Origin of the sequence: Nonlabens antarcticus (assembly GCF_015356755.1) — a bacterium.
Taxonomy (GTDB): domain Bacteria; phylum Bacteroidota; class Bacteroidia; order Flavobacteriales; family Flavobacteriaceae; genus Nonlabens; species Nonlabens antarcticus.
This window is the reverse complement of record NZ_JADFCO010000062.1, coordinates 37,660-60,846: the sequence shown is the minus strand read 5'-3', so window position 1 is coordinate 60,846 and position 23,187 is coordinate 37,660. Positions and strand designations below refer to the sequence as shown.

General features: G+C 39.3%; 20 protein-coding genes. 15 read left to right on the top strand and 5 right to left on the bottom strand.

The genetic code is table 11. From position 1 onward, the window contains the following. The first annotated feature begins 465 nt into the window (after positions 1 to 465). On the top strand, positions 466 to 669 hold the full coding sequence (locus tag IQ282_RS03560) for a hypothetical protein (protein WP_194850538.1): 204 nt from the start codon (positions 466 to 468) through the stop codon (positions 667 to 669). Between the two features lie 92 nt (positions 670 to 761). On the opposite strand, the gene IQ282_RS03555 is transcribed toward IQ282_RS03560, so the two are convergent. Continuing rightward, positions 762 to 1,019 (bottom strand): immunity protein Imm33 domain-containing protein, encoded by a 258-nt coding sequence (locus IQ282_RS03555; protein ID WP_194850537.1) that lies wholly within the window; start codon positions 1,017 to 1,019, stop codon positions 762 to 764. 412 nt (positions 1,020 to 1,431) lie between these two features. Next, positions 1,432 to 2,370, bottom strand: a complete 939-nt coding sequence (locus IQ282_RS03550) for a hydrogen peroxide-inducible genes activator (RefSeq protein ID WP_194850536.1) — start codon at positions 2,368 to 2,370, stop codon at positions 1,432 to 1,434. Between the two features lie 159 nt (positions 2,371 to 2,529). On the opposite strand from IQ282_RS03550, the gene tpx reads away from it, so the two are divergent. The 14 genes from tpx (at position 2,530) to IQ282_RS03485 (ending at position 17,139) form a co-directional block, all read left to right on the top strand. Then, positions 2,530 to 3,030, top strand: a complete 501-nt coding sequence (tpx, locus tag IQ282_RS03545; protein WP_194850535.1) for a thiol peroxidase — start codon at positions 2,530 to 2,532, stop codon at positions 3,028 to 3,030. Next, positions 3,031 to 3,411 (top strand): diacylglycerol kinase, encoded by a 381-nt coding sequence (locus IQ282_RS03540; protein ID WP_194850534.1) that lies wholly within the window; start codon positions 3,031 to 3,033, stop codon positions 3,409 to 3,411. A 74-nt stretch (positions 3,412 to 3,485) separates the two neighbouring features. After that, the gene (locus IQ282_RS03535) at positions 3,486 to 5,915 is read left to right on the top strand and encodes a DNA translocase FtsK (protein WP_194850533.1); all 2,430 of its coding nucleotides are present in this window, start codon (positions 3,486 to 3,488) and stop codon (positions 5,913 to 5,915) included. A 7-nt stretch (positions 5,916 to 5,922) separates the two neighbouring features. After that, positions 5,923 to 6,567 (top strand): LolA family protein, encoded by a 645-nt coding sequence (locus IQ282_RS03530; RefSeq protein ID WP_194850532.1) that lies wholly within the window; start codon positions 5,923 to 5,925, stop codon positions 6,565 to 6,567. 1 nt (position 6,568) lies between these two features. Continuing rightward, positions 6,569 to 8,014: an LptF/LptG family permease gene (locus IQ282_RS03525; RefSeq protein ID WP_194850531.1), complete on the top strand. Its 1,446-nt coding sequence runs from the start codon at positions 6,569 to 6,571 to the stop codon at positions 8,012 to 8,014. A 36-nt stretch (positions 8,015 to 8,050) separates the two neighbouring features. After that, a complete protein-coding gene (gene ribB / locus IQ282_RS03520) occupies positions 8,051 to 9,196 on the top strand; it encodes a 3,4-dihydroxy-2-butanone-4-phosphate synthase (protein WP_194850530.1) in 1,146 nt (381 codons plus the stop codon). A 205-nt stretch (positions 9,197 to 9,401) separates the two neighbouring features. After that, positions 9,402 to 9,527, top strand: a complete 126-nt coding sequence (locus IQ282_RS15025; protein ID WP_262893085.1) for a hypothetical protein — start codon at positions 9,402 to 9,404, stop codon at positions 9,525 to 9,527. Positions 9,528 to 10,101: 574 nt separating this feature from the next. Next, entirely contained in the window at positions 10,102 to 10,917 is an 816-nt protein-coding gene (gene murQ, locus IQ282_RS03515; RefSeq protein ID WP_194850529.1) for an N-acetylmuramic acid 6-phosphate etherase, read from the top strand. Next, positions 10,917 to 11,153 (top strand): DUF6095 family protein, encoded by a 237-nt coding sequence (locus tag IQ282_RS03510; protein ID WP_194850528.1) that lies wholly within the window; start codon positions 10,917 to 10,919, stop codon positions 11,151 to 11,153. Before murQ ends, IQ282_RS03510 begins: the two co-directional genes overlap by 1 nt. A gap of 86 nt (positions 11,154 to 11,239) precedes the next feature. Next, positions 11,240 to 12,043, top strand: coding sequence for a hypothetical protein (locus IQ282_RS03505; RefSeq protein WP_194850527.1), 804 nt, complete (start codon positions 11,240 to 11,242; stop codon positions 12,041 to 12,043). Next, positions 12,043 to 13,734: an OstA-like protein gene (locus IQ282_RS03500; RefSeq protein ID WP_194850526.1), complete on the top strand. Its 1,692-nt coding sequence runs from the start codon at positions 12,043 to 12,045 to the stop codon at positions 13,732 to 13,734. Before IQ282_RS03505 ends, IQ282_RS03500 begins: the two co-directional genes overlap by 1 nt. Continuing rightward, on the top strand, positions 13,731 to 14,912 hold the full coding sequence (locus tag IQ282_RS03495; protein WP_194850525.1) for an aspartate aminotransferase family protein: 1,182 nt from the start codon (positions 13,731 to 13,733) through the stop codon (positions 14,910 to 14,912). Before IQ282_RS03500 ends, IQ282_RS03495 begins: the two co-directional genes overlap by 4 nt. 113 nt (positions 14,913 to 15,025) lie before the next feature. Next, complete coding sequence (locus IQ282_RS03490; protein WP_194850524.1) at positions 15,026 to 16,414, top strand: tetratricopeptide repeat protein; 1,389 nt, start codon at positions 15,026 to 15,028, stop codon at positions 16,412 to 16,414. Continuing rightward, a complete protein-coding gene (locus IQ282_RS03485) occupies positions 16,414 to 17,139 on the top strand; it encodes a tyrosine-protein phosphatase (protein ID WP_194850523.1) in 726 nt (241 codons plus the stop codon). The genes IQ282_RS03490 and IQ282_RS03485 overlap by 1 nt, the downstream gene beginning before the upstream one ends. A 22-nt stretch (positions 17,140 to 17,161) precedes the next feature. On the opposite strand, the gene IQ282_RS03480 is transcribed toward IQ282_RS03485, so the two are convergent. The 3 genes from IQ282_RS03480 to IQ282_RS03470 are packed head-to-tail and all read right to left on the bottom strand — an operon-like array spanning position 17,162 to position 22,303. After that, positions 17,162 to 19,519, bottom strand: a complete 2,358-nt coding sequence (locus IQ282_RS03480) for a GumC family protein (RefSeq protein ID WP_194850522.1) — start codon at positions 19,517 to 19,519, stop codon at positions 17,162 to 17,164. A gap of 23 nt (positions 19,520 to 19,542) precedes the next feature. After that, entirely contained in the window at positions 19,543 to 20,316 is a 774-nt protein-coding gene (locus IQ282_RS03475) for a polysaccharide biosynthesis/export family protein (RefSeq protein ID WP_194850521.1), read from the bottom strand. A 31-nt stretch (positions 20,317 to 20,347) separates the two neighbouring features. Next, the gene (locus IQ282_RS03470) at positions 20,348 to 22,303 is read right to left on the bottom strand and encodes a polysaccharide biosynthesis protein (RefSeq protein ID WP_194850520.1); all 1,956 of its coding nucleotides are present in this window, start codon (positions 22,301 to 22,303) and stop codon (positions 20,348 to 20,350) included. Between the last annotated feature and the right edge of the window lie 884 nt (positions 22,304 to 23,187).

The following is a 23,187-nucleotide window of genomic DNA, read 5'->3' as shown; positions in this document are numbered from 1 at the left end:
TTTGATAGAGAAGGAAACTTTGTTAATGAATTAGTTTCTCATTTTAGAAATGTAGATTCAGACCAACTCATACACTTGTAAAGCGGTAGATTTAAAGAACACTTTTTATAATAAATAGTGGGAGAAATCATGCCTGGCCAGCTTGTGGCGCATTAGCATTATTTCTTGACATTATTAACGTAGTGCTGCGATCTCCTGATTCAGTGATTTAAGTTAGAATTGCAATGGCTTCCTGAGCTATTTAAATGATTTTAAGAGTACTTGATTAAATGCATTTGCGCTTTGAATAATTGCTATTCGTCATTAATTGACCTTCAAAGTGTTTCCAAATATTTAAGCCATTAACCTGTCAATTGTTAAAGTCAAAGTAAATATGACATTCAAAATCCGTTTTAAATCACTATATTTAATTCACCAAATGATACGATCTGACCTAAAATTACGCTACTCCTAATTTATAAATTTATGGCCCGAGCAATGTTTGAGTACACGTTAATGATATTGGAAAAAGTAAGTTTCGATTCCTCATTATTCTGTAGAGAGCTTCAAAAAGCAATGGATCGATTACTGCCTTTTGAAATCGAAGAATTAAAAATCTGGTTGAGTAATCTCTATGAATTACAACCGGAATTGAACGTTTGCCTGTTACAGGAAGGTTCCGGCGGTTAGCTTCATATGCCCGTTTTCGATAACTTCTATTGTTTCATAAAAATAATAGACATCAAATGCAAGTCAATTATTTGACTGTTTTGATATCTATTTTATTCTTCATTCTTTTCACAAACAAGTGCAATACCATCTTTATGGATTGTGAATTGAAGTCCCACATCTAATCCTAAGTATTGAATTAATTCCGGTCTAATTTGAAGTAGGTCGCTAGCTTTCATCGGTGAGAAAAAATTATTCGATTCCGTAAGATCTCCAGTCCAAATATCCCATCCTGTTTGTCCGTGTTGCGGTGAATGTCTCGAGCCGTGAATGGGATTATCAATAAACCTGGACCACAACGAATTTTCCAATTTTTATTTATAGGATTCCAGTTAGATAGATGCTTTTTACACACATGTTGCTGGCGTTCTATATGTACATTCCATGAGTTGTAATCTAGTAGAAGATCTTCATTTGTTTCCAATTGATGCTTCCATAGTTGGACATTTACCTGATTGATCGGAAAACCTAGTTTAATATTGAACCAACCGTCTATAAAGTTTAAAATAACGACGTCATTCCATTCCAAATACTCTGCATAGGTTCATTTCCATGTGTAGTCTACTAAAACATTTTTGTCAATTTCTTTGTTTAAAACTGGTCTCAAAGTGTAATTAGGTTTCAACCGGAAATGGTAATGTCTTGATCCAATTTTCAATGGTTTGCTTATGACTTCAAAAATTCGTGTACAGTTGTTAGGTTATAAACAGCTGTGCTGATTTCCTATTTCTTCCCCAGCGGACTGATAATTTGCACATTACTAAAGGCTATTGCTCCCTTTACCACTCCAGCAATTACCGCCTGTAAAGCGTCAATAATCTGCATTTTTAATTCTGACTTATGGTATATCAAGCTTATCTCGCGGGCTGGTGATGGTTCTTCAAAATACCTCAAGTTTTTCATACGGTTATCAGATAGGTCCAGCGTATTTAGATAAGGCAATAACGTCATTCCTAATCCCTCATCAGATAATTTTATCAAGGTTTCAAAGCTGCCGCTTTCCAGCGTAAAACGCTCCTCGTCAGAATCTCGAGAGCTTTTGCATAAATTCAGAATACTGTCCTTAAAACAGTGCCCGTCTTCTAGCAATAGTAGGGCGTCAATATCAATGTCTTCAACCTTCAGTTTTCCTTTCTCTGTGCTGGCATTTCTAGGGTCGTAACAAACAAAGGGCTCGTAGTATAAAACACGCTCCTTTATCATATCATTTTGTAACGGTGTTGCGGCTATGGCAGCATCAATAGAGCCCTCTAGCAAACCTTCAATAATATTATCTGTAGTTAACTCTTCTATGCGCAAGCGCACTTTAGGATATTTATTGACAAAATTAGTAAGGAACATAGGTAACAGCGTGGGCATCACCGTAGGGATTACCCCTATTTTAAACTCGCCACCAATAAATCCTTTTTCTTGATCAACAATATCTTGAATGCGATCACTTTCATTTACAATATTATGGGCTTGTTGTACAATCTTTTTCCCAGTTTCAGTAAGCTCGATTGGTTTTTTTGTTCTATCAAAAATCTGTACATCCAGTTCATCCTCTAATTTTTGAATCTGCATACTTAAGGTAGGCTGGGTGACAAAAACTTTATTAGCCGCTTTAGTAAAGTTCTGATATTGAGCGACAGCAAGTACATACTTCAATTGCGTAATGGTCATGATAGATATTTTAAACAAAATTACCTAAAAGCATATGATTTCTCTATACCTTAAGCAGGAGTTTGTAGTACTTTGTTCCTTTTTATTTTAACATTTTACCAACTTAAACAGCCCCACTGTTCGATAATTTTGTAGAAAACACAACTTAAAGACAACCTTATGGCAACTATCACACTAGGCGGTAATGAAATACACACTTCAGGAAATCTTCCAGAAATAGGAAAACAAGCTCCGGGTTTCAATCTACTTTCCACTGACCTTTCAAAAACCAGCTTACAGGATTTTAAAGGGAAGCGTGTCATCATGAATATTTTCCCGAGCATTGATACAGATGTTTGCGCTACGTCCGTACGCAATTTTAACAAGAGAGCGACACAACTGGATAATACAGAGGTTCTTTGTATTTCTAGAGACACTCCATTTGCCATGAAAAGATTTGCAGATAGTGAGGATACTAAAAACGTAACTAACCTGAGCGACATTAAGGATGGAGCTTTTGGAGATGCATATGGTCTCACCATTACAGATGGTCCTTTTGAAGGTTTTCACTCTAGAGCAGTTGTAGTGCTAGATGAGAACGGCAAGGTTATTTACAATGAGCAAGTCCCAGAAATAGGTAAAGAACCAGATTATTTAGCCGCGCTTAAATCACTTCTATAATTGAGATTTTATCAATTTTTAAGAGGCAGGATCAAAGGGACTAAATATGCTTTTAATGGAGCTGTTAGCCTCATAAGAAATGAACCCAGTATTATGGTTCAAGTATTTCTTGCCATTTTAATGACTGTCTTAGGGTTTCTATTTGAAATCACCGCAACGGAATGGATGATCCAGTTTTTTGCCATTGGTCTGGTTTTAACTGCTGAAGGTTTGAATTCTGCCATTGAAGGTATTGCAGATTTTATCCATCCTGAATTCCATATTAAGATCGGTCATATAAAGGATATTGCAGCTGGTGCCGTCTTTTTTGCGGCCATCATTGCCGCGATTATAGGCCTTATCATTTATGTTCCCTATTTCAGGGTGCTTATAGAGATTTAATTTGTTCAAACATAAATTTGGCTATTTCATAAAAGCCATACAATAATGCTATTTTTGCCCCTTCACACCGTTTTATGGCGCGCAAGAAATCAACAACAAAAAAATCTACTGTAAAGAGCAGCAAATCGGCAACGGTTCGTTCTTACAAATTAACTAGACTTCAAGAAGTTATCGTTGGTTTTTTAATGATGGTCATAGGCATTGTGCTCATACTTTCTTTCACCTCCTTCCTACTTTCCTGGCGCAGCGATCAAAGCATTTTGGGCCGATTGACAGAGCGTGAATTAGTGGCCGAAAACTGGTTGAGTAAACTAGGTGCATGGCTGGGGGATCTATTCGTTTACGATGGTTTTGGTATAGCAGCTTATTCCATTGCCATCCTTGTTATTATCACCGGAGTATATCTTTTTGCTGCTAAACGTGGGGCTTTTTCGCTTTCGCGAAAGCGAATTTCCTATCTATGGATCTGGGGCTTACCGCTCATGGTTTGGTTGTCCATATTCTTTGGATTTTTCCATGAAAAAAACCCATTAATGGGCGGAATGGTAGGTTATGAACTCAACGACTTTTTACAAGATTACATAGGTTTTATAGGTGCGATTTTATTTATGATATGCGCTGCGATCCTATACCTAGTATTGCGTCTAAAAGTAACACCAGAAAAAGTAAGTGTATTCTTCAAATCAAAAGCCAGCCAAGTAAAAGAGGGATTTGAAAAGGAAGAACTTAACATAAATACAGAGGTTTCTGACGAAGAAAAAGCTTGGGAAACCTCTACTGTAGAGGGTAAAACTACAGGTACCAATTCACTTGAAAAGAATGATAAAGACGATCAGGTTCCAGAGCCAGTCTTAAAAACCGAAACCCCTGCGAAACCTGTGATAAAATCAATTCCAGCGACAGACGATGATGACTTAGGAATGGATATTGAACAAACGGTAGAAGAAGAGGAAATGGACAATACCGCTTCAAAACTGGTACAGGATTTTGGAGAATTTGATCCTACTTTAGAGCTTAGTAACTACAAGTTCCCTCCTATCGATCTTTTGAAAGATTACACCCAGGGGAAAACTATTACCATTAACGAGGAGGAGCTACAGGCAAACAAAGACAAAATTGTTGATACGCTTAAGAACTATAAAATAGGCATTGCAAAAATCACTGCTACGGTAGGCCCGACTGTTACTTTATATGAAATTGTTCCAGAAGCCGGTGTTCGTATTTCTAAAATTAAAAACCTGGAAGACGATATTGCATTATCATTAGCCGCTTTGGGAATACGTATTATCGCGCCTATTCCCGGGAAAGGAACTATAGGTATCGAGGTTCCTAATCAGAATCCATCCATCGTCTCCATGAGGTCTGTTATCGCAAGCCCAAAATTCCAAAATGCAGAAATGGCGTTGCCTATTGCCTTTGGAAAAACGATTAGCAATGAAACCTTTGTGGTCGATCTTGCCAAAATGCCTCATCTACTCATGGCAGGTGCTACAGGTCAAGGAAAATCAGTTGGTTTAAATGCGGTATTGACATCCTTACTCTACGCTAAACATCCCGCAGAAGTCAAATTTGTCCTGGTGGATCCCAAAAAAGTAGAGCTTACCTTATTCAATAAGATCGAACGCCATTATCTAGCAAAACTTCCAGATAGCGCAGATGCTATTATCACAGATAATTCTAAGGTTATTAATACCCTTAATAGTTTGTGTATCGAGATGGACCAGCGCTACGATATTCTTAAAGATGCTTTGTGTCGAAACATTAAGGAGTACAATGCAAAATTTAAAGCACGTAAACTCAACCCTGAAAACGGTCACAGGTTCCTCCCTTACATCGTACTTGTCGTGGATGAATTTGCAGATTTGATCATGACTGCTGGAAAAGAAGTGGAAACACCTATCGCCAGACTCGCTCAACTAGCCCGTGCCATAGGAATTCACTTGATTATCGCTACCCAACGTCCGTCTGTAAATGTTATCACGGGTATGATCAAGGCAAATTTCCCAGCACGTGTTTCTTTCAGAGTCCAACAAAAAGTCGATTCCAGAACTATTCTAGACAGCGGTGGTGCTGATCAATTGATAGGACGTGGTGATATGCTGTACACTTCTGGAAACGAGATTATAAGAATCCAGTGTGCTTTTGTTGACACGCCAGAAGTGGATAAGATTGTTGACTTTATAGGCTCGCAAAAGGCTTATCCAGATGCATATTTATTACCGGAGTACAGCGGTGAAGAAGGTGGCACAAGTCTTGATATTAGTATCGAAGAACGAGATGCAAAGTTCCGCGAGGCTGCTGAGATCATAGTGATAGCGCAGCAGGGAAGCGCTTCTCTTTTACAACGTAAATTGAAACTGGGCTATAACCGTGCCGGTCGTATTATCGATCAACTCGAGGCTGCAGGAATTGTAGGAGGGTTTGAAGGAAGTAAAGCTAGACAGGTTTTAGTGACAGATCTTGCATCGTTAGAGGTATTTCTAAATGAAGAAAAGAATAATTAAAATGAGAATGACGAGGATTTATTTAATGGCTTTTATGTGTTTCGCTTTCGCGAAAGCGGCAACAGCACAATCAACTCAAGCAACAAAATTATTAGACGAGGTAGCCACCAAATATAACGGCTACAAAAACGTGATGTTTACTTACAAAGGAAATTTGAAAAACGTCAAAGCAAACTTTGACACAGACCTGCAAGGTGAAGCAAAATTGAGCGGAAATAAATATAACGCGACCTATAACGGTACGACTTATATGTTTGACGGTAAAAAATTATATACCATCAATCGGGAGGATGAACAGGTTACCATCGCTACTCAAACTAATGATGGAAGTGAAATGATAAACCCTTCCAATATCATGACTTTCTACCAAAAGGGATATACAAAAGACCTTGATATCGTTCAAAATGTGAAGGGTCGAAAAATCCAATATGTGAAACTAAAGCCTATTAAATCCGGCTCTGATTATAAGAGTATTTTGTTAGGAATTGATGTGAACACAAAGCACATTTATAATACGATTATTACAGAGCGCAGCGGCACGGTGATTACATTTACCTTAAAGTCGTTTAAAACAAACGAGCCATTGCCTAGAAACAGTTTTATCTTTGATCCCACTCAATATAAAAATTGGGATATTGAGGAAATGAACTAGATTGAAAATACTAGATCGCTACATATTGACACAATTCATAAAGACGTTTTTAAGCGTCTTTATTGTGTTAATGTTTATTTTGATTCTCCAGGCGATCTGGCTCTACATTAAAGATATTGCAGGAAAGGACATCGATGCGATTACGATCGTAAAGTTCATGATGTACACCATTCCCGTAATAGTCCCACTTGCATTACCATTAAGTATTTTGCTGGCCTCCATTATGGTTTTCGGTAATATGGCTGAGAATTATGAGTTTGCTGCCATGAAGTCAAACGGGATCTCATTGCAACGGGCTATGCTCAGTTTAATTATCGTTATTTTTAGTTTAGGAATTACCAGTTTTATTTTTGCGAATACTGTTATTCCATGGGGGAATTTAAAGCAGCGCAATCTGCGGCGTAACATAGCCCAAGTCAAACCTGCCATGGCAATTAGTGAAAATGTGTTCAACCAGCTGGGCGATATTAATATCAAGGTATCTGATAAAAGCGGTGAAAAAGGAGAATTTCTCACTGATGTGATCATACATCAGAAATCCCCAAGAAGTGCGGGAAATTTTAAGGTTATAAAGGCTGAAAAAGGCGAACTCAAAAGCTCCCTTAAATCAGATGTTATTCAGTTGGTACTTTATAATGGGAACTATTATGAGGATCTCTTTGTTGATAAACCTCAAAAAAGAGCGTCGTCTCCTTTTGTTAAAAGTTATTTTGATGTCTATACTTTAAATCAGGATGTATCTGCATTGAATGATGTAGATATGGATAGTGAGAGCGTTACCGATGATCATCAAATGCTAAAAATTAATGAACTACAAACGCAGATAGATTCGTTCTCCTATAATTTTAATAATACTAAGGAAATTCACAATAAAAATCAGTGGCTCAAATGGTCTCCAGATCGATTGACAGAGCGGGTTGCAAAATATATTGATACCACAACCAATACTTCTCCATTTTTTGAACGGCTTAGCATCACAGAGCAACGGCGCTCGTTGGAAGATGCTATAAATAAGGTTACCCAACAAAAATACCTGCTCAGAACACGTAAGGACCAGCTGCAACAAGAACTGGTACGCTTGAATAAATATGAAATTGAGATTCATAAGAAATTTGTTTTGGGAGTAGCTTGTATCATTCTGTTTTTCATAGGAGCACCGTTAGGAGCTATTATTAGAAAGGGAGGCATGGGGTTGCCATTAGTTATCGCTACTATTTTCTTTCTTACCTATCACTTCATCGGGATATTTGCTGAAAAAGCATCGGCAGAAGGGGCTTTCCCGGCATGGATAGGGGCATGGTTGAGTACGGCCATAATATTCCCTATCGGCATATTCCTAACCTATCGAGCTACTACAGATCAAGGTTTTTTCAATATCAACTTTACCTTCAGTGCCCTATTGGACAAGTTTAAAAAGAAGCCCAAACTCCCACCAACATCGGCATAATCCTTATCTTTGTGCTCTAAAAAGAGACTTAGATTAATGGTTACTACACCCCAGGAAACTAGCATTAAGTTAGATCGTATAGAAGATGCCATCGCCGACATAAAAAACGGAAAAGTCATCATCGTTGTAGATGACGAGAACCGCGAAAACGAGGGTGATTTTCTTGCCAGCGCAGAATCTGTTACGCCAGAAATGATCAATTTTATGGCCACTCATGGTCGTGGTTTGATCTGTTGTCCCATAACGCCACAGCGCGTGAAAGAACTGGATCTAAACATGATGGTCAATAACAATTCTGACCCCATGGAAACAGCTTTTACAGTATCGGTTGACTTGCGAGGTAATGGTGTGACGACCGGTATTAGTGCTAGCGATCGTGCCTTGACCATTAAAGCTATAGTTGACAAGAACACACAATCGCATGATCTGACCAAGCCAGGACATATCTTTCCATTACGGGCAAAGGACGGTGGTGTTTTAAGACGTACAGGCCATACAGAAGCTGCGATTGATTTTGCAAGACTGGCAGGCCATGAACCCGCGGGAGTTATTGTAGAAATAATGAATGAAGACGGTACCATGGCGCGTTTACCACAACTTATGGAAGTGGCTAAAAAGCATGGTTTAAAACTCGTCAGCATTGAAGACCTTGTCGCTTATCGCATGAAAAATGACAGTCTGATTGTTAAAAAAGAAGATTTTATGTTGAAGACTAGGTTTGGCGAATACCGTCTCAGAGCCTACCAACAAACCACTAACGATCAAATTCATATTTCCTTAACTCTAGGAGATTGGAATCACGATGATGTTGTGATGACCCGCATGAATTCTACCCAAGTTAACAATGACCTCTTCTCTACCCTAACTTCAGAAGCAGATCGCAAACTGGATGCGATGTTTGAGCGACTTAATAAGGAAGGAAAAGGTGCTGTCGTATTTATCAACCAGCAATTCGAACCAGAAAATATGCTAGGCCGACTGGAAGAATTGAAAGCATTACAAGAAAATGGAACCAATAAAGCACCACGTAGAAATTTAGACAATAAAGATTACGGCATTGGTGCTCAAATTTTACATGATTTGAACATATCCAAGCTCAAGTTAATGACCAATAGTGAGCAAAGCAAACGTATAGGAATGATAGGTTATGATCTGGAGATTGTGGAAACAGTGGGATTCTAAGGTTAGAGGTTAGAGGTTAGAGGTTAGAGGTTAGAGGTTAGAAAAATAGAAAACTGAACACCGATTACGGAATATTGAGTATCGAAAAGTAGTTTTTTTAGTATTTAGTATTTAGTAAAAATGTCAGTTCGAGCGCAGTCGAGAATAGGTTTCCTGTTAATGTTTAGAATGTAACCTTAGGGTTTGGAAAGCTAGAAGCTGGAAAATGAAAACTGGAAACTGGAAACTGGGAACTGGGAACTGGGAACTGGGAACTGGGAACTGGGAACTGGGTAAAATGTCAGTTCGAGCGCAGTCGAGAACAGGTTTCCTGTTAAAGTTTAAAATGTAACCTTAAGGTTTGGAAAGCTGGGAACTGGAGACTGGAAGCTGGAAGCTGGAAGCTGGAAGCTGGAAGCTGGAAGCTGGAAGCTGGAAGCTGGAAGCTGGATAAATATCAGTTCAAGCGCAGTCGAGAACAGGTTTCCTGTTAAAGTTTGGAATGTGACTTTAGCGTTTGGAAAGCTAGAAGTTGGAAACTGGAAGCTGGAAGCTGGAAGCTGGATAAAATGTCAGTTCGAGCGCAGTCGAGAACAGGTTCTTTGTTAAAATTTGGAATGTAACTTTAGGGTTTGGAAAGCTAGAAGTTGGAAAATGGAAACTGGAAACTGGAAACTGGAAACTGGAAACTGGAAACTGGAAACTGGATAAAATGTCAGTTCGAGCGCAGTCGAGAACAGGTTCTTTGTTAAAATGTGAAATTAAACTTTGATTTCAAGTTCATTTTCAAGCTGAAATAGAAAGTTTTGAGGCTTTAATCGCTAGATGAATTTATTTTTACTTTTCGTTTTATTTTTTCTAATTTTTATCTAAGGATGAAATCATGATCACACATCAACCCAGTCCATCAAGAATAAAAACATCCCATGGAGTTTAAGAATATCTCAGAACAAGATTCCAAACATGATCATCTAGAAAAGATGAGCACGACAAAGCTGTTAAAGGCGATCAACCAAGAAGATCAAACCGTCGCTACAGCTGTTGAAAACATTCTTCCCGCCATTGAAAAAATGGTGGATGCGATTGTGTTAAAAATGCAATCTGGTGGCCGGCTTTTTTATATTGGCGCCGGTACCAGTGGTAGATTAGGTGTTTTGGACGCAAGTGAATGTCCGCCCACTTTTGGGGTAGCTGCTGATAAGGTTATTGGGATCATTGCTGGTGGCGATCATGCGATACGTCATGCGGTAGAAAATGCAGAAGACGATGGTGAACAAGCTTTCAAGGACCTGCAAAAATTCAACATCAGCGATAAGGATGTCGTTATAGGTATCGCCGCAAGCGGTCGCACTCCGTACGTAATTGGCGGATTAGATGCTTGCAATACTGCTGGAATTACAACTGGTGGTATCACTTGCAATCCTGGTAGTCCGTTAGATGTGACGGCGGTGCATTCTATGGTGGCAGTTGTAGGACCAGAATTTGTAACAGGCAGCAGTCGCATGAAAGCTGGAACGGCACAAAAGATGATTTTGAATATGATCAGTACCAGTGTAATGATTAAATTAGGGCATATTAAAGGAAATAAAATGGTGGACATGCAACTTAGCAACGATAAGCTTGTCGATCGAGGAACGCGAATGATTATGGAAAGCGCACAGCTGGATTATGATCGCGCTCAAGAATTATTAAAAAAATACGGTAGCGTGCGCAACGTACTCAACCACATAGGAATTTGCTAATGTCAGAACAACCCTCCACAGATCGTGATGTTTTAAGTAAAGGTATCAAGAAACTAATGCTTGCGATTCCCTTTTTTATCGCAGGTCCTATCCTCATTTACATTGGAGCCGGCAGCGAGCATCCCATTGTATTTTTAATGCCTGGGATTGCATTTGCGATATTGGCGGTCGTATTTATGTATCAAGGCATTCAAACCATTATGGATTCAATGTTCAAATCCACTAAAACTCGGTAATCAATGAACCTAGATTTATGTTCTGTCCCATTATGATTTCTCATATTTTAAGCCTTGAGCACGATTTATAAATTGCTATTTAACTATTGAAAACTATATTTTCCTATTTCTTTTTTTTTACTTCCCTCCTATTTTTAATGGGTTGCAAACCTGATGCGGGAAGAGAAGTTAATACTGTCAGTGACAATGACACCCATTCAATGACTTTGTCCGGCAGTATTTCAAAGTGGAATAAACCAGAGGGCGACATCAATATCATGGGTTATTTTGTGGCTCCTCAGTTTTCTGGAACCATTGATTCCAAAGGTCATCTGGAGATCCTGCTGCCTGATGATTTTAATAATTTGACAGCATCCGCTTTCGCGAAAGCGGACTCTTCAGAAACATTAGGATACGCGTTAGAAATTCCAAATGCCCAGGAAACTTTTGCAAATACAGACGGGTTGGTATTTGATGGCGCCACAGTAGAACTGGCATTAGCAGGAAAGAATTACGGGTTCCAAGTTTTCCAAAGAAGCGAATATGTAACCACCATTTATCCAACTACCTCAGCGGAATTTATAAAGCAAGTGATAACGCCAAGTGTCAACAAAGCCATAACCGGCACCTATTACTACTTTATCTACTCAGAAAAACCAGTTGGCATCAAAGGAAATAACAGCACACAACAACTTTTCTCTAATGAGAACGACGAGAGTTATGATCTTTCCACTGTCTATGAGGTAAGCATCAAACCCGGCTGGAATACACTTAAACACGAAGTGAAAGAAATCACAAGCAGCACAGACGCAAAATATTCTGCCAGTTCTAGAGTTCTTATTTCAACAGTACATGATTTGCCTGAACCGATGCTATGGGTTTCCTTAGCTTCGCAAAAAACTGCTCTATAATGAGAAACCTAGCAATCCTATTTTTTATAATTTTTACGAGCACTCAAATGCAGGCTCAAGAGCAACCGGTGGATTCTTTGATCCGTGTGAAAGCACCATTTGCTACCGTTAATCAAGATGAATTTCCAGGAGCTGCTATTTATTTTAGAGATGGTGGCGAACAGGTTTTTATTGAACATCGCGGCATTAAAATGTATTGTGATAAAGCGGTGTTTTATGAGAAGAGTAATTTTGTCAAAGCTATAGGAAATGTCAAAATGAATCAGGGCGACAGCATCCGCATGAATTCAAAATATGCAGAATACAATGGGAATTCACAGCTTGCCTATGCCAGTGGCAATGTGGATATGAAAAGTCCCGAATCAACCCTTCAAACCGATACGTTATACTTTGACCGCGCAAAGCAGCAAGCTTATTACCGCAGTGGCGGTACCGTTCGCGATACAGCCAGCACCCTTAAAAGTCGGGTGGGCAGGTATTTTATGAAGGATAAAAAATATCAATTTCTGGACAACGTAGTCGTGACAAATCCAGAATATGTCATCAATTCAAATCATCTAAATTTCTATTCAGATAACGGTCATGCTTATATGTACGGCCCATCTACTATTACAGGCCAGACCAGTAAGGTTTATTGTGAACGAGGTTTTTACGACACGCGAGCAGATGAAGGCTATTTTGTAAAGAATTCCAGCATTGACTATAACGACAGGAATGTAAAAGGCGACAGCCTGTATTTTAACCGAGGTCGCAACTTTGCCAGCGCGGTCAATAACATCATCATTACAGATACCATCAATAAAAGCATCCTGAAGGGCGATTATGCAGAAGTTTACCGGGATAAAGACTCCGTGTTCCTGACCAAACGTGCGGTAGCGATTACCCTACAAGATAAGGACAGCGTCTATATTCATGCCGACACGCTAATGGTCACCGGTAAAGAAGACGATCGCCTCGTACGCGGGTTTTACGGCGTTCGCATCTTTAAAACCGACTTGAGTGGAAAGTCAGATAGTATTGTTTCTAGGCAAGTTACAGGATTGACAAAAATGATAGGCAACCCTATCTTATGGAGCGGTAAAAGCCAGATGACTGGCGATAGTATTTTTATCCAAAGCAACGTCAAGACAGAAAAACTGGACTCACTTCGGGTATTTTACAATGCTTTTATTGTAGATCGGGATACCGCTGGTGGCTTTAATCAAATTAAGGGGAAAGAACTTACGGGCTTTTTCAAAGAGAACGAGCTGGACATTGTAAACATTAATAAAAACGTCGAACATTTGATCTACGTGCGCAATGACACCCAGGAATTAATAGGCATTGATAAACGTACCAGTGGCAGAATGGTGCTGGAATTTGCAGACGGAGAGGTAGCTGTCAATACCAACTATGATGATGTGCGAGGAACGACCTTCCCACCCGACGAGCTTCCAGAAAATGCACGAACCTTGCGTGGTATGAAATGGCGTGGTGACGAGCAAATTTTTTCAAAGGATGATTTGTTCAAAGGAAAACCCATTCCCAAACAGATTAAGATACAAGGTTTACCCTTGCCAGAAGTTGAAGAAGATTTCTTTAAAACTGAAGAGCCTTTAGAGCTGGATAAAAACAGCGTACTTAAAAAGAAAGATTTGAAGACCCGAGAAAAAGACAAAGTGAAAAATCTACCAGCAAAAGAAGATAATTGAAAGAAGATTTTTTCAAATACCAGGCTCCTACCACGCCCTACGCTTCAGGATTAGAAATCGCAAGAGCGGCTGGAAGTTATATCTATGATACAGACGGCAACGCCTATCTAGACATGGTTGCTGGGGTGAGCGCATTGCCATTAGGACATTGTCATCCAGTGGTAGTAAAAGCTATCCAGGATCAAGCAGAGCAATACATGCATGTTATGGTCTATGGGGAATATGCGCAGTCGCCAGCAGTTAATTTATGTAAGAAACTCGCGTCCACACTTCCAGATCCATTGAATATGACCTATCTGGTCAACAGCGGGACTGAGGCAATAGAAGCTTCCATAAAACTGGCACGAACCGTCACGGGAAGAAGTGAAATCATCGCCATGAGAAATTGTTACCACGGAAATACTTTAGGTTCGCTAAGTTTGATGGATTTTGAAGAGCGGAAATCGGCATTTAGACCTTTGATTCCAGATATCAGACATATCAAATTCAATTGCATTCCTGATTTAAGGAAAATTACGTCAAGAACGGCGGCCGTGGTGTTAGAAACTATTCAAGGAGCCGCTGGTTTTTTGATGCCTAATCAGCAATGGTTTGAGCAGTTGCGGAAAACCTGCACCAGACTGGGCGTATTACTGATCTTGGATGAGATCCAGCCGGGCGTCGGACGTACCGGTACCATGTGGCATTTTCAAAAATATGGAATTGTTCCAGATATGGTGATTAGCGGCAAGGGATTGGGCGGTGGCCTGCCCATAGGTTCTTTGACTGCCAGCGAGGAACATCTTTCGCACTTTAAAAAAACCCCTATGTTGGGACACATCACTACCTTTGGTGGGAATCCCGTTATTGCTGCGGCAGCACTGGCTACTTTGAATGCGATTGAAAACGAGGGATTGATGGAAGAAGTAAAGATGAAAGAAGCACGCTTTCGCGAAAGCTTAAACTCCACAAATATCAAACAAATAATAGGCACCGGATTAATGCTGGCTGCCATATTGCCCGATGACCGATTCACGGCTGCCATTGTTGACGAATGCCGAAATCGAGGCGTTATATTTTTCCTGTTGTTGTTTGAAAAACGCGCTATACGCATCACACCTCCTTACACGGTGACTGTGGCCGAAATCGATAAGGCTTGTCGCATTCTTACCGATGTTGTTGACGAGTTTTATGCCTAAAATAGCAGTAAAATCAGTGTTTATAAGATGTTGACAATAGATTGCTGGGAAGCAGTGAGACTTTGGCAATAATTTTGAACTTAGTAAGAAGCGAATCATTAAATATTCGGACTATGGAATTCAACCTTAATAATGACGACGATTTGAGCATTGCAAAGTTTGAATTGATGCTTAAAACGAACGAAGTTGGTTTTTTTGACAGCGATGAATTTGAAGAGATTATTGAACATTATCTCGACGAGGGGAAAATGACGCTGGCACGCAAGGCTATACACCTGGCTATGGCGCAACACCCCACATCAGTGAATTTAAAGCTGTTTCATGCAGAGATGCTCGTGTTTGACGATAAGTTTGACCTGGCACACAACCTGCTGAATGAGCTGCATGAATTAGAGCCTCAAAATTCTGAAATATACATTCAGAAAGCAAACATATTTTCCAAAACAGAACGTCACGATAAAGCAATCAATCTATTGAATGACGCACTCATTTTGACAGACGATAAAGCTGATGTTTATAATTTAATGGGCATGGAATTCCTTTTTATAGAGGACTATTCCAACGCCAAAACAAATTTTATGCAGTGCCTGGATCTCGATGAGATGGATTATTCCGCACTTTACAATATTATGTATTGTTTTGATTTTCTACAGGAGCATGAACAAGCTATTGAGTTTTTAAACTCGTTTTTAAATGATAATCCTTATTGTGAAGTTGCCTGGCATCAAGTGGGTAAACAATATTTTGATTTGAAGATGTATGAAAAAGCACTTGCTGCTTTTGAATTTGCTATTATTTCTGATGATTTATTCATCGGTGCTTATCTTGAAAAAGGCAAGGTGCTGGAAAAATTAGGCCGTTATAATGAAGCAATTGAAAATTATCAAATCACTTTAGAGCTGGATGACCCTACCTCTTTCGCTTACCTGCGACTGGGAAAATGCTTCAACAAATTAGGCAATAAGGAGTTGGCTTTAAAGTATTTTAAACAATGCGTCACAGAAGATCCTTTACTGGATAAAGGCTGGATTGCAATTGTGGATTATTATACGAAAGACCTAAACTATCCCAAAGCATTAAGTTACATTGAAAAAGCAGTGGATGTTGATGGAGAAAACGCGTTATACTGGATCAGATATGCCGACCTCAATAGACGCCTCAATTTTTTTGAAGAGGCAGAATATGGGTACAGCAAGGCGATTGAGTTGGGAAATTATGAGGAAAAGACCTGGACTTCTAGAGCAGATATACTACTCGCACTAGGAGAAACGGAAGCCGTAGTTTCCAATTTAAATCATGGAATGGAATTTTATCCTGCGCATGTTGCCATGGAATATAGAATTGCAGGCGCTTATTACAAACTTAACGAATCTGTGAAAGCAAGGTTCCACCTTCAAAACGCCTTGAAATCCGATCGTGAATCTGCCGTAATACTGGAAGAATTGTATCCGCAGGTATATGAAATGCCAGAAGTTCAAGATTTATTATCTCAATACAAGTAATGACTTTTTTTAGCCGTAAAATCTATCTCGTAGATCTTTTAGAAGGAATGGTGGACATCCACAATCATTTGCTTCCCGGAATCGATGATGGATCTCCAGATCTAGCCACGACTTTGGAAATGATTGCCGGATTCAAAGCTCTGGGGTTTAAGGGTGTCTACACGACCCCACATACGATGGAAGATTATTATGGCAATGATGTAGAAAGCATTGTCACCTGTTTCCATCAAACAAAAAACCAACTGGGCATTCACGCTGATTTCCTACTGGGAACATCCTCAGAATATATGATGGATGGTGGGTTTGGAAAACTATTGGAAACGGGTGATTATCAAACACTTCCGGATAATCATTTATTATTTGAATTCAGCTATTTTCAAAAGCCTCAAGAAGCAGAGGAATTAATTTTTGAAATGGATCATAAAGACCTGAATCCCATACTAGCCCATCCAGAACGTTACCGTTACTTGAGTCCAGAAGAAATGTTGGAATTTAAAGAGCGAGGCTGTGCGTTGCAACTGAACTTGCTTTCCTTGTCAGGTCATTACGGCAAGGATGCCTTGCGTAAAGCTATGACGCTTTTAGAAGCTAATGCCTACGATTTTCTGGGTACGGATGCGCATCGTGTAGAGCACCTGACCAAAATAAAAGAAACAAAACTCTCCAAAAAACAATATAGTCAATTAAAAACGCTAGTGGAAAAACACAAGGCCATTTTCATTTGAGGGTAAGTTAAAGATCCGTTTTTTATTTCTTCAGCTTCACTGTTTTTAGGAATTTATCCCAACCACTATCTTGATCAACACCGTAGGAATAGGCATACTTATTCCCGTAGCCAAAATTGGCTGTTTTAACATTGTTCAATACCATAGAGACATTTTTGAGTTTGCCATTTTCAATAGTATCACTTACAAAATCCAACAATGGTTTTTCCGTATAGTTTGCTCTAGAAACATAAACCGTGACATCTGCCTTATCGCTTATTAATAAGGTGTCAGTCACCAACATCGATGGTGCTGAATCAATGATGACGACATCGAAAGTATCCTTTGCGTAATCGAGCAACTCATCCACACGTCCACTTAACCATAATTCTGCTGGGTTAGGTGGAATGGAACCTGATAACATGATCTTAAGGTTTTCGTTCTCATCACTGGTATGGATCAATTCTTGGTTTGTGTATTCTGGATAAACTAGAAATTCAGTAACACCTTTTAGGCTTTTACTTCCCTCTTGCAAATACCTATGAAGTTGTGGGTTTCGTATGTCACCACCTATCAAAAGTATATTTTTGCCAGAATTTGCCATAGTCATGGCAAGATTGTAAGATACAAATGTTTTTCCCTCTCCCTTTACGGAAGAAGTCACAATAATGACCGGAGCTTTACCTGTTTTAGGCAAGGTCGCAATTTTATATTGCAAATTTGTTCTCAAAATACGAAAGGATTCTGCAAGTACAGAGCGATCATTTTTCTTGATTGTATCTTCGTCGTCAGTCGATAGCTTGGGTATTTCACCTAGGAAAGAGGTGTTTGTCAACTTCGCAGTGATGTCCTTTCTGTTTTCTATTTTGTTATACAGCAAGCCCTTCAGGTAAATAAAAGCAAACGGAATCAGCAGACCTACAATAAGCGCACCCAGCAGGATAATTTGTGGCTTGGGCGATATAGGTTGGTTTGCGACTAAAGCGCTGTCAACAATTTTTGCTTTTGGAGCCGTTACCGCAAGACTAATGGCTGTTTCTTCTTTTTTCTGAAACAAGTATAGGTATATAGCTTCAACGATCGTTTGGTCCCGTTCTATATCACGTGCAGTACGTTCCGTTCCCGGAACTTCGCCCAGTCTTCGATCAATCGTGCTGCTTTGTAAAGAGATGCTTCCTAATCTCGTTTCCAATGATTGAATATAGGAATTTAACGAAGAATTGATCGCTGTTTTAAGACTACTCAACTGACCTTGTAATTCTTGTATCAGCGGATTTAAATCCGTAGCCGTCTCGGTACGCTGATTGTAAGTAAGCAACAACTCGTTGTAGTTGTTGATGATCTGATTAATCGAAGAATTCTCCATGGTCAGGTTAGCTGGAATATATTCATTAGTCCCCAAGCTTGACATGTAATTCTTCAGATCTCTAGCAATACTTAATTGTGTTTGAGCTTCTATTTGACGAGCAGTATATGCTGCGCTAGACTCTAAATTTAAAGTGGCTTCTGCTACAATGTCTGATAAGTTGTTGCTTCTCTTAAAATTTTCTTTTTTAATTTCAACGGAATCCAAGGACAGCTCAATATTGGCCAGACGCTCATCGATAAAGTTCACCGTGTTCTGCGCTACAATATTTTTATCCTCCGTCGCGTCTTTGTTGTATTCAACAATCAGCTGATTCAAAATAGCCTCAGCCTTGTTTGGTACTGGGTCTGCAATTGACAGGTTAATGACACTTCCAGATTTTACTGCCTGATCAACCATTAATTTATGAGTATAACGGATAACCGTCGATTCTAAATCACTTATTGTAATGAGAAATAAAGGAAATTTCTCCTCTTCCCTAGTGATTGCAATTTTAGAGTCTAAAAAAACAACACTCAGTTTCTCCTTTAGAGAAACTGCAGATCCCATTTTAACCGTCTTACGCTCTTTATCCTCTTCGTTCCAATAGCTTATTTCCGTGGCTGATATTTTTTGTGCATAAAACGCAACAGGTTCGGATAATTCTTCGGTTTGGTTCTTTACAATTCTAAAACTAGCACTTTGAAAAGATTCTGATATCTTGACATTACCCTCATTAAAGTATTGAACATCTAAAGCAAGCTCTTCTACGACCCGGGACATTAATTTTCTGGAAGAAAGAATTTCGATCTCGTTTTCTACGGTATTGAAGTTACTTCCCAAACTGCCCAGATCGCCTAAAGCTGCAATTTCAGAAATACCGCCGCCTGACTGTGTGTCCTTAATCAGTATAGAGGCTTCTGCCTGATAAATACTCGTGGAATATCTCAGATAAATCGCGGCTACGGATAAAATAACAAGGGCTGAAACCACGAACCACCACCATTTTCTCAGGTAAGGCTGGATTTGTTCGCTTAGACTTTCTTCGTTTTCCATAGAGGGGGAATTCAATTCTTTCATTATCTCGCAATTAAAATGATGACAGACAGTAATAAAGAAGCAATGGATACGTACAATCCATTATTTCTATTAAAAGCAGAAGTGGCTACTTGAGTATCATTCGGGTTTACCACAAGGACATCATTTTGTTGTAAATAAAACAACTCACTTTCTAATACATCAGTTTGCGTAAGATCTATGACATGACTTTCCTGTACTCCATTATTATCCCGCAATAGGATAATATCTTTACGTTTTCCATAAACTGTCATATCTCCAGCCATTCCCAAAGCTTGAGGTAGCGTTACCCGCTCATCTCTGATGGGATAAGTACCAGGTTTATTTACCTCACCCAGTATGGTGATTTTAAAATTAGTCAACCGTATGGTGACAATTACATCCTTAATATATTTCCTATATTCTGCAGTCAGTTCTTGTTCCAGCTCAAATCTAGATTTACCAGCAACTTGTGTGATCCCTAATTCCGGTAAGTCAATACTTCCATCATTGTCCACTAGGTAGGTCTGTAATTGAGGCTGACCTGTAAGTCGAGTATCCTGATCATCTCGGATACTTGGCACCAGTCTATTGTATTTTATAGCACTCGCCATATCTGAACTACTGACAATAATGGAAAGCAGGTCGTTATTTTTGATAATAGATTTATAGGGTTTCGGGCTAAAAGATTCCTTAGCCTCTAAGTTTTGAAAATAAAGAATGTCTTTTTTATTGGAACATCCTGTAAGTAGAAGGATCGCAATCAATCCGCAGAGTATAGAGAAGGTACGCAGCATTATTATTATTTAATTTTGCAAAATTAAGGTTTTAATCATCAGCATTTGCAGGCAAATCTAGCAATTGATACACACTATTTTCACTGATAAACTCAGGAACTAAAGTTTTTAGTTTACTGATCATAAATGTATCATTAGACGTTTCCGCCGCCGCCGCAATTTCGATAATAAGGTTCATGACATCCTCTAATTTCATCGTCTCGTCAATAGCCCTCATGATTTTTTTATGATGTGTGGGCAGCGTGGTGGAGGCATCGCTTAATAACTCTTCATAAAGCTTTTCCCCAGGTCTTAACCCTATAACAGCTATTTCTATATCTTTTCCTGGTACTAAACCAGAAAGCTGAATCATTTTCTTGGCAAGATCCATAATTCGTACTGGTTTGCCCATATCAAATACAAATACTTCTCCACCTTGCCCCATAGTTCCTGCCTGCAGTACCAACTGACAAGCTTCTGGAATGGTCATAAAATACCGGATTATATTCTCATGGGTCACCGTTATAGGCCCTCCATTTAAAATTTGCTCTTTAAAATATGGAATTACAGAACCGTTGGAACCTAAGACATTACCAAATCGTGTAGTTATGAACTTTGTAGTAGAAAGGTTTTCTTTCATCAGTGCCTGGACATAAATCTCAGCAGCACGTTTGCTAGCCCCCATGACATTGGTAGGATTTACTGCTTTATCAGTACTGATCATTACAAATCGATCTACATGATATTGAGCGGAAAGATCTGCTAGGGTAACGGTTCCTAATATATTCACTTGTACAGCTTCTGTGGGGTTGCGCTCAATTAGTGGTACATGTTTATACGCTGCCGCATGAAATACAACGGAAATCTCATGAGCGGCAAATATCATTTCCAGTCGGTTCTTTTTACGCACATCAGCCAGTACAAATTGGAATTCAATCTCTGGATAATTTTTACGTAATTCTAACTCTAGGCAGTGCAAGGGGGATTCGGCCTGGTCTAAGACGATCACCAGTTGAGGACTATATTGACTTACTTGGCGCACAATTTCGCTTCCTATGGAACCGGCACCACCTGTAATCAGTATTACCTTATCATTTAGATAAGCGTTAATCTGAGTATCATCCAGGGTGATGGGCTGACGTTCTAGCAAATCCTCGATTTGGATTTCCTTGATTTGAAAATTTAAAGTGGCATCTTGATCCCATTGGGTAATTGTGGGTGCATGATAAATGCGCAGCTTATGCTCTAGTGCCCGATCGACAATCTCATTTTTTTCTTTAACACTCAATTGGTTACCTACCATGATGATCCCGTTCACTTTATAGGGTGTGATCGCTTCGAAAAAATGATCATCAAACCTAAATATAGGAACACCTAAAATATTAATTTTCTTGTATTTCTTTTTAAGGCTCACGAAACCAGCTAGTACAAAATTCTGTTGCTCGGTGGTTGCCAGTGCTTCTCCTACGGCAATACTGTCGTCATTCACTCCCAGTATCAATACCCGATGTTTTTTCTTACCCATAGTAACCATGTAGGAATACAGAGACTTTACCACCAGACGTAACATTAACATGCAGGAAAAAGTGATGACCATATTGATCATCAAAAACGGAATCAAAAATATTTTATCGCCGTAAAAAACGAAGTAGGAATAACTGATTGCCGTTAAAAATAGCGCACTGGCCAAACAAGAAATTGCTATCTTAAATACATCCACAAACGTACTATGACGTATCAGTCCAGCATATGTGCTGAATAAAAAAAAGGAACTAAAATAGATCAAGGAAATAAAAACACATTCCTGCGGTCGTGTCAAGATCTTATAAAAAGAGACGTTCATGTTTGAGGCAATCAACCACGTCAGGAAAAAAGAAAACACAACGATTCCCACATCGATTAAAATAATCAACCATCTGGGAAGGTAATTGAGATTACGCAATCGCACCCTATTGTCTTCATTCCAAAGTATCTGTCGCGTACGCACTTTAAAATAACTCCACCTCACAAATTTCTTTTTTAGCAGGTGCAAGATAGGGTTTTTCGATATATCCCGTTGTTGTTTATAGTTTTGGTGGAAGAATGGAATTTGGAGGTTGGTGATTGGAAATTGGAGGTTGGAAGCTTGAGATTGGAAACTGGAGACTAGAAGTTGGAAGCTGGAAGCTGGAAATTGGAAATTGGAAATAAATATTGGTCTTAACTCGAATGCGCTGCACTGAGCGAAGTCAAGGTAACGCGGGATCTATTGGATGGATGATTAAAAAACAAATTGAATCAAATTTGATTCGTGATATACCATCCCCATTGCCTTCGGCATTTCCCCAAAGGAAAAACAAGTAAAACAAAAATAGGTTTACAAATAAAATTTCAACATCTCTGATTGTTCTTGTCATGCTGAACTTGGTTCAGCATCTCCTGAAACTGATTGTTAAATTGAGGTTAACTAGAATCAACAGGATCTCAATCGCAACTGCTGACCAGATTTGACCGCTGCATCAAGAGACCCTGAACTAAATTCAGAGTGACAGGCCTCATCATCATCTTAACTATTCATCCATAAATGCAGTAACCAGTATCGAGCGAGAGTCGAGATGTGGTTTGTTGATTCTTGTTTGGTACAAATACCTTTTCTCGACTCTCGCTCGAAACATAAATCAGTAGATGAAGTAGTTCAGATTGACTTTGATTTTGATTCTCGATATACCATCCCCATTGCCTTCGGCATTTCCCCAAGGGAAAACAAGCACATCAAAGTTTCTAGCAAATATTCAAAATCCATCATTTGTCTTCCGCTCGAAACAGGAATCATTAGGGGAAGTAATTCAGATCGACTTTGATTTTTTCATCTCTCATGCCTCATGCCTCATGCCTCATGCCTCATGCCTAAAC

Coding starts and splice junctions, on each gene's coding strand:
- IQ282_RS03560 (WP_194850538.1), top strand. CDS start 466: ATGGCCCGAGCAATGTTTGAGTACACGTTAATGATATTGGAAAAAGTA.
- IQ282_RS03550 (WP_194850536.1), bottom strand. CDS start 2,370: ATGACCATTACGCAATTGAAGTATGTACTTGCTGTCGCTCAATATCAG.
- tpx (WP_194850535.1), top strand. CDS start 2,530: ATGGCAACTATCACACTAGGCGGTAATGAAATACACACTTCAGGAAAT.
- IQ282_RS03535 (WP_194850533.1), top strand. CDS start 3,486: ATGGCGCGCAAGAAATCAACAACAAAAAAATCTACTGTAAAGAGCAGC.
- IQ282_RS03530 (WP_194850532.1), top strand. CDS start 5,923: ATGACGAGGATTTATTTAATGGCTTTTATGTGTTTCGCTTTCGCGAAA.
- ribB (WP_194850530.1), top strand. CDS start 8,051: ATGGTTACTACACCCCAGGAAACTAGCATTAAGTTAGATCGTATAGAA.
- IQ282_RS15025 (WP_262893085.1), top strand. CDS start 9,402: ATGAAAACTGGAAACTGGAAACTGGGAACTGGGAACTGGGAACTGGGA.
- murQ (WP_194850529.1), top strand. CDS start 10,102: ATGGAGTTTAAGAATATCTCAGAACAAGATTCCAAACATGATCATCTA.
- IQ282_RS03510 (WP_194850528.1), top strand. CDS start 10,917: ATGTCAGAACAACCCTCCACAGATCGTGATGTTTTAAGTAAAGGTATC.
- IQ282_RS03500 (WP_194850526.1), top strand. CDS start 12,043: ATGAGAAACCTAGCAATCCTATTTTTTATAATTTTTACGAGCACTCAA.
- IQ282_RS03490 (WP_194850524.1), top strand. CDS start 15,026: ATGGAATTCAACCTTAATAATGACGACGATTTGAGCATTGCAAAGTTT.
- IQ282_RS03485 (WP_194850523.1), top strand. CDS start 16,414: ATGACTTTTTTTAGCCGTAAAATCTATCTCGTAGATCTTTTAGAAGGA.
- IQ282_RS03480 (WP_194850522.1), bottom strand. CDS start 19,519: ATGGAAAACGAAGAAAGTCTAAGCGAACAAATCCAGCCTTACCTGAGA.
- IQ282_RS03475 (WP_194850521.1), bottom strand. CDS start 20,316: ATGCTGCGTACCTTCTCTATACTCTGCGGATTGATTGCGATCCTTCTA.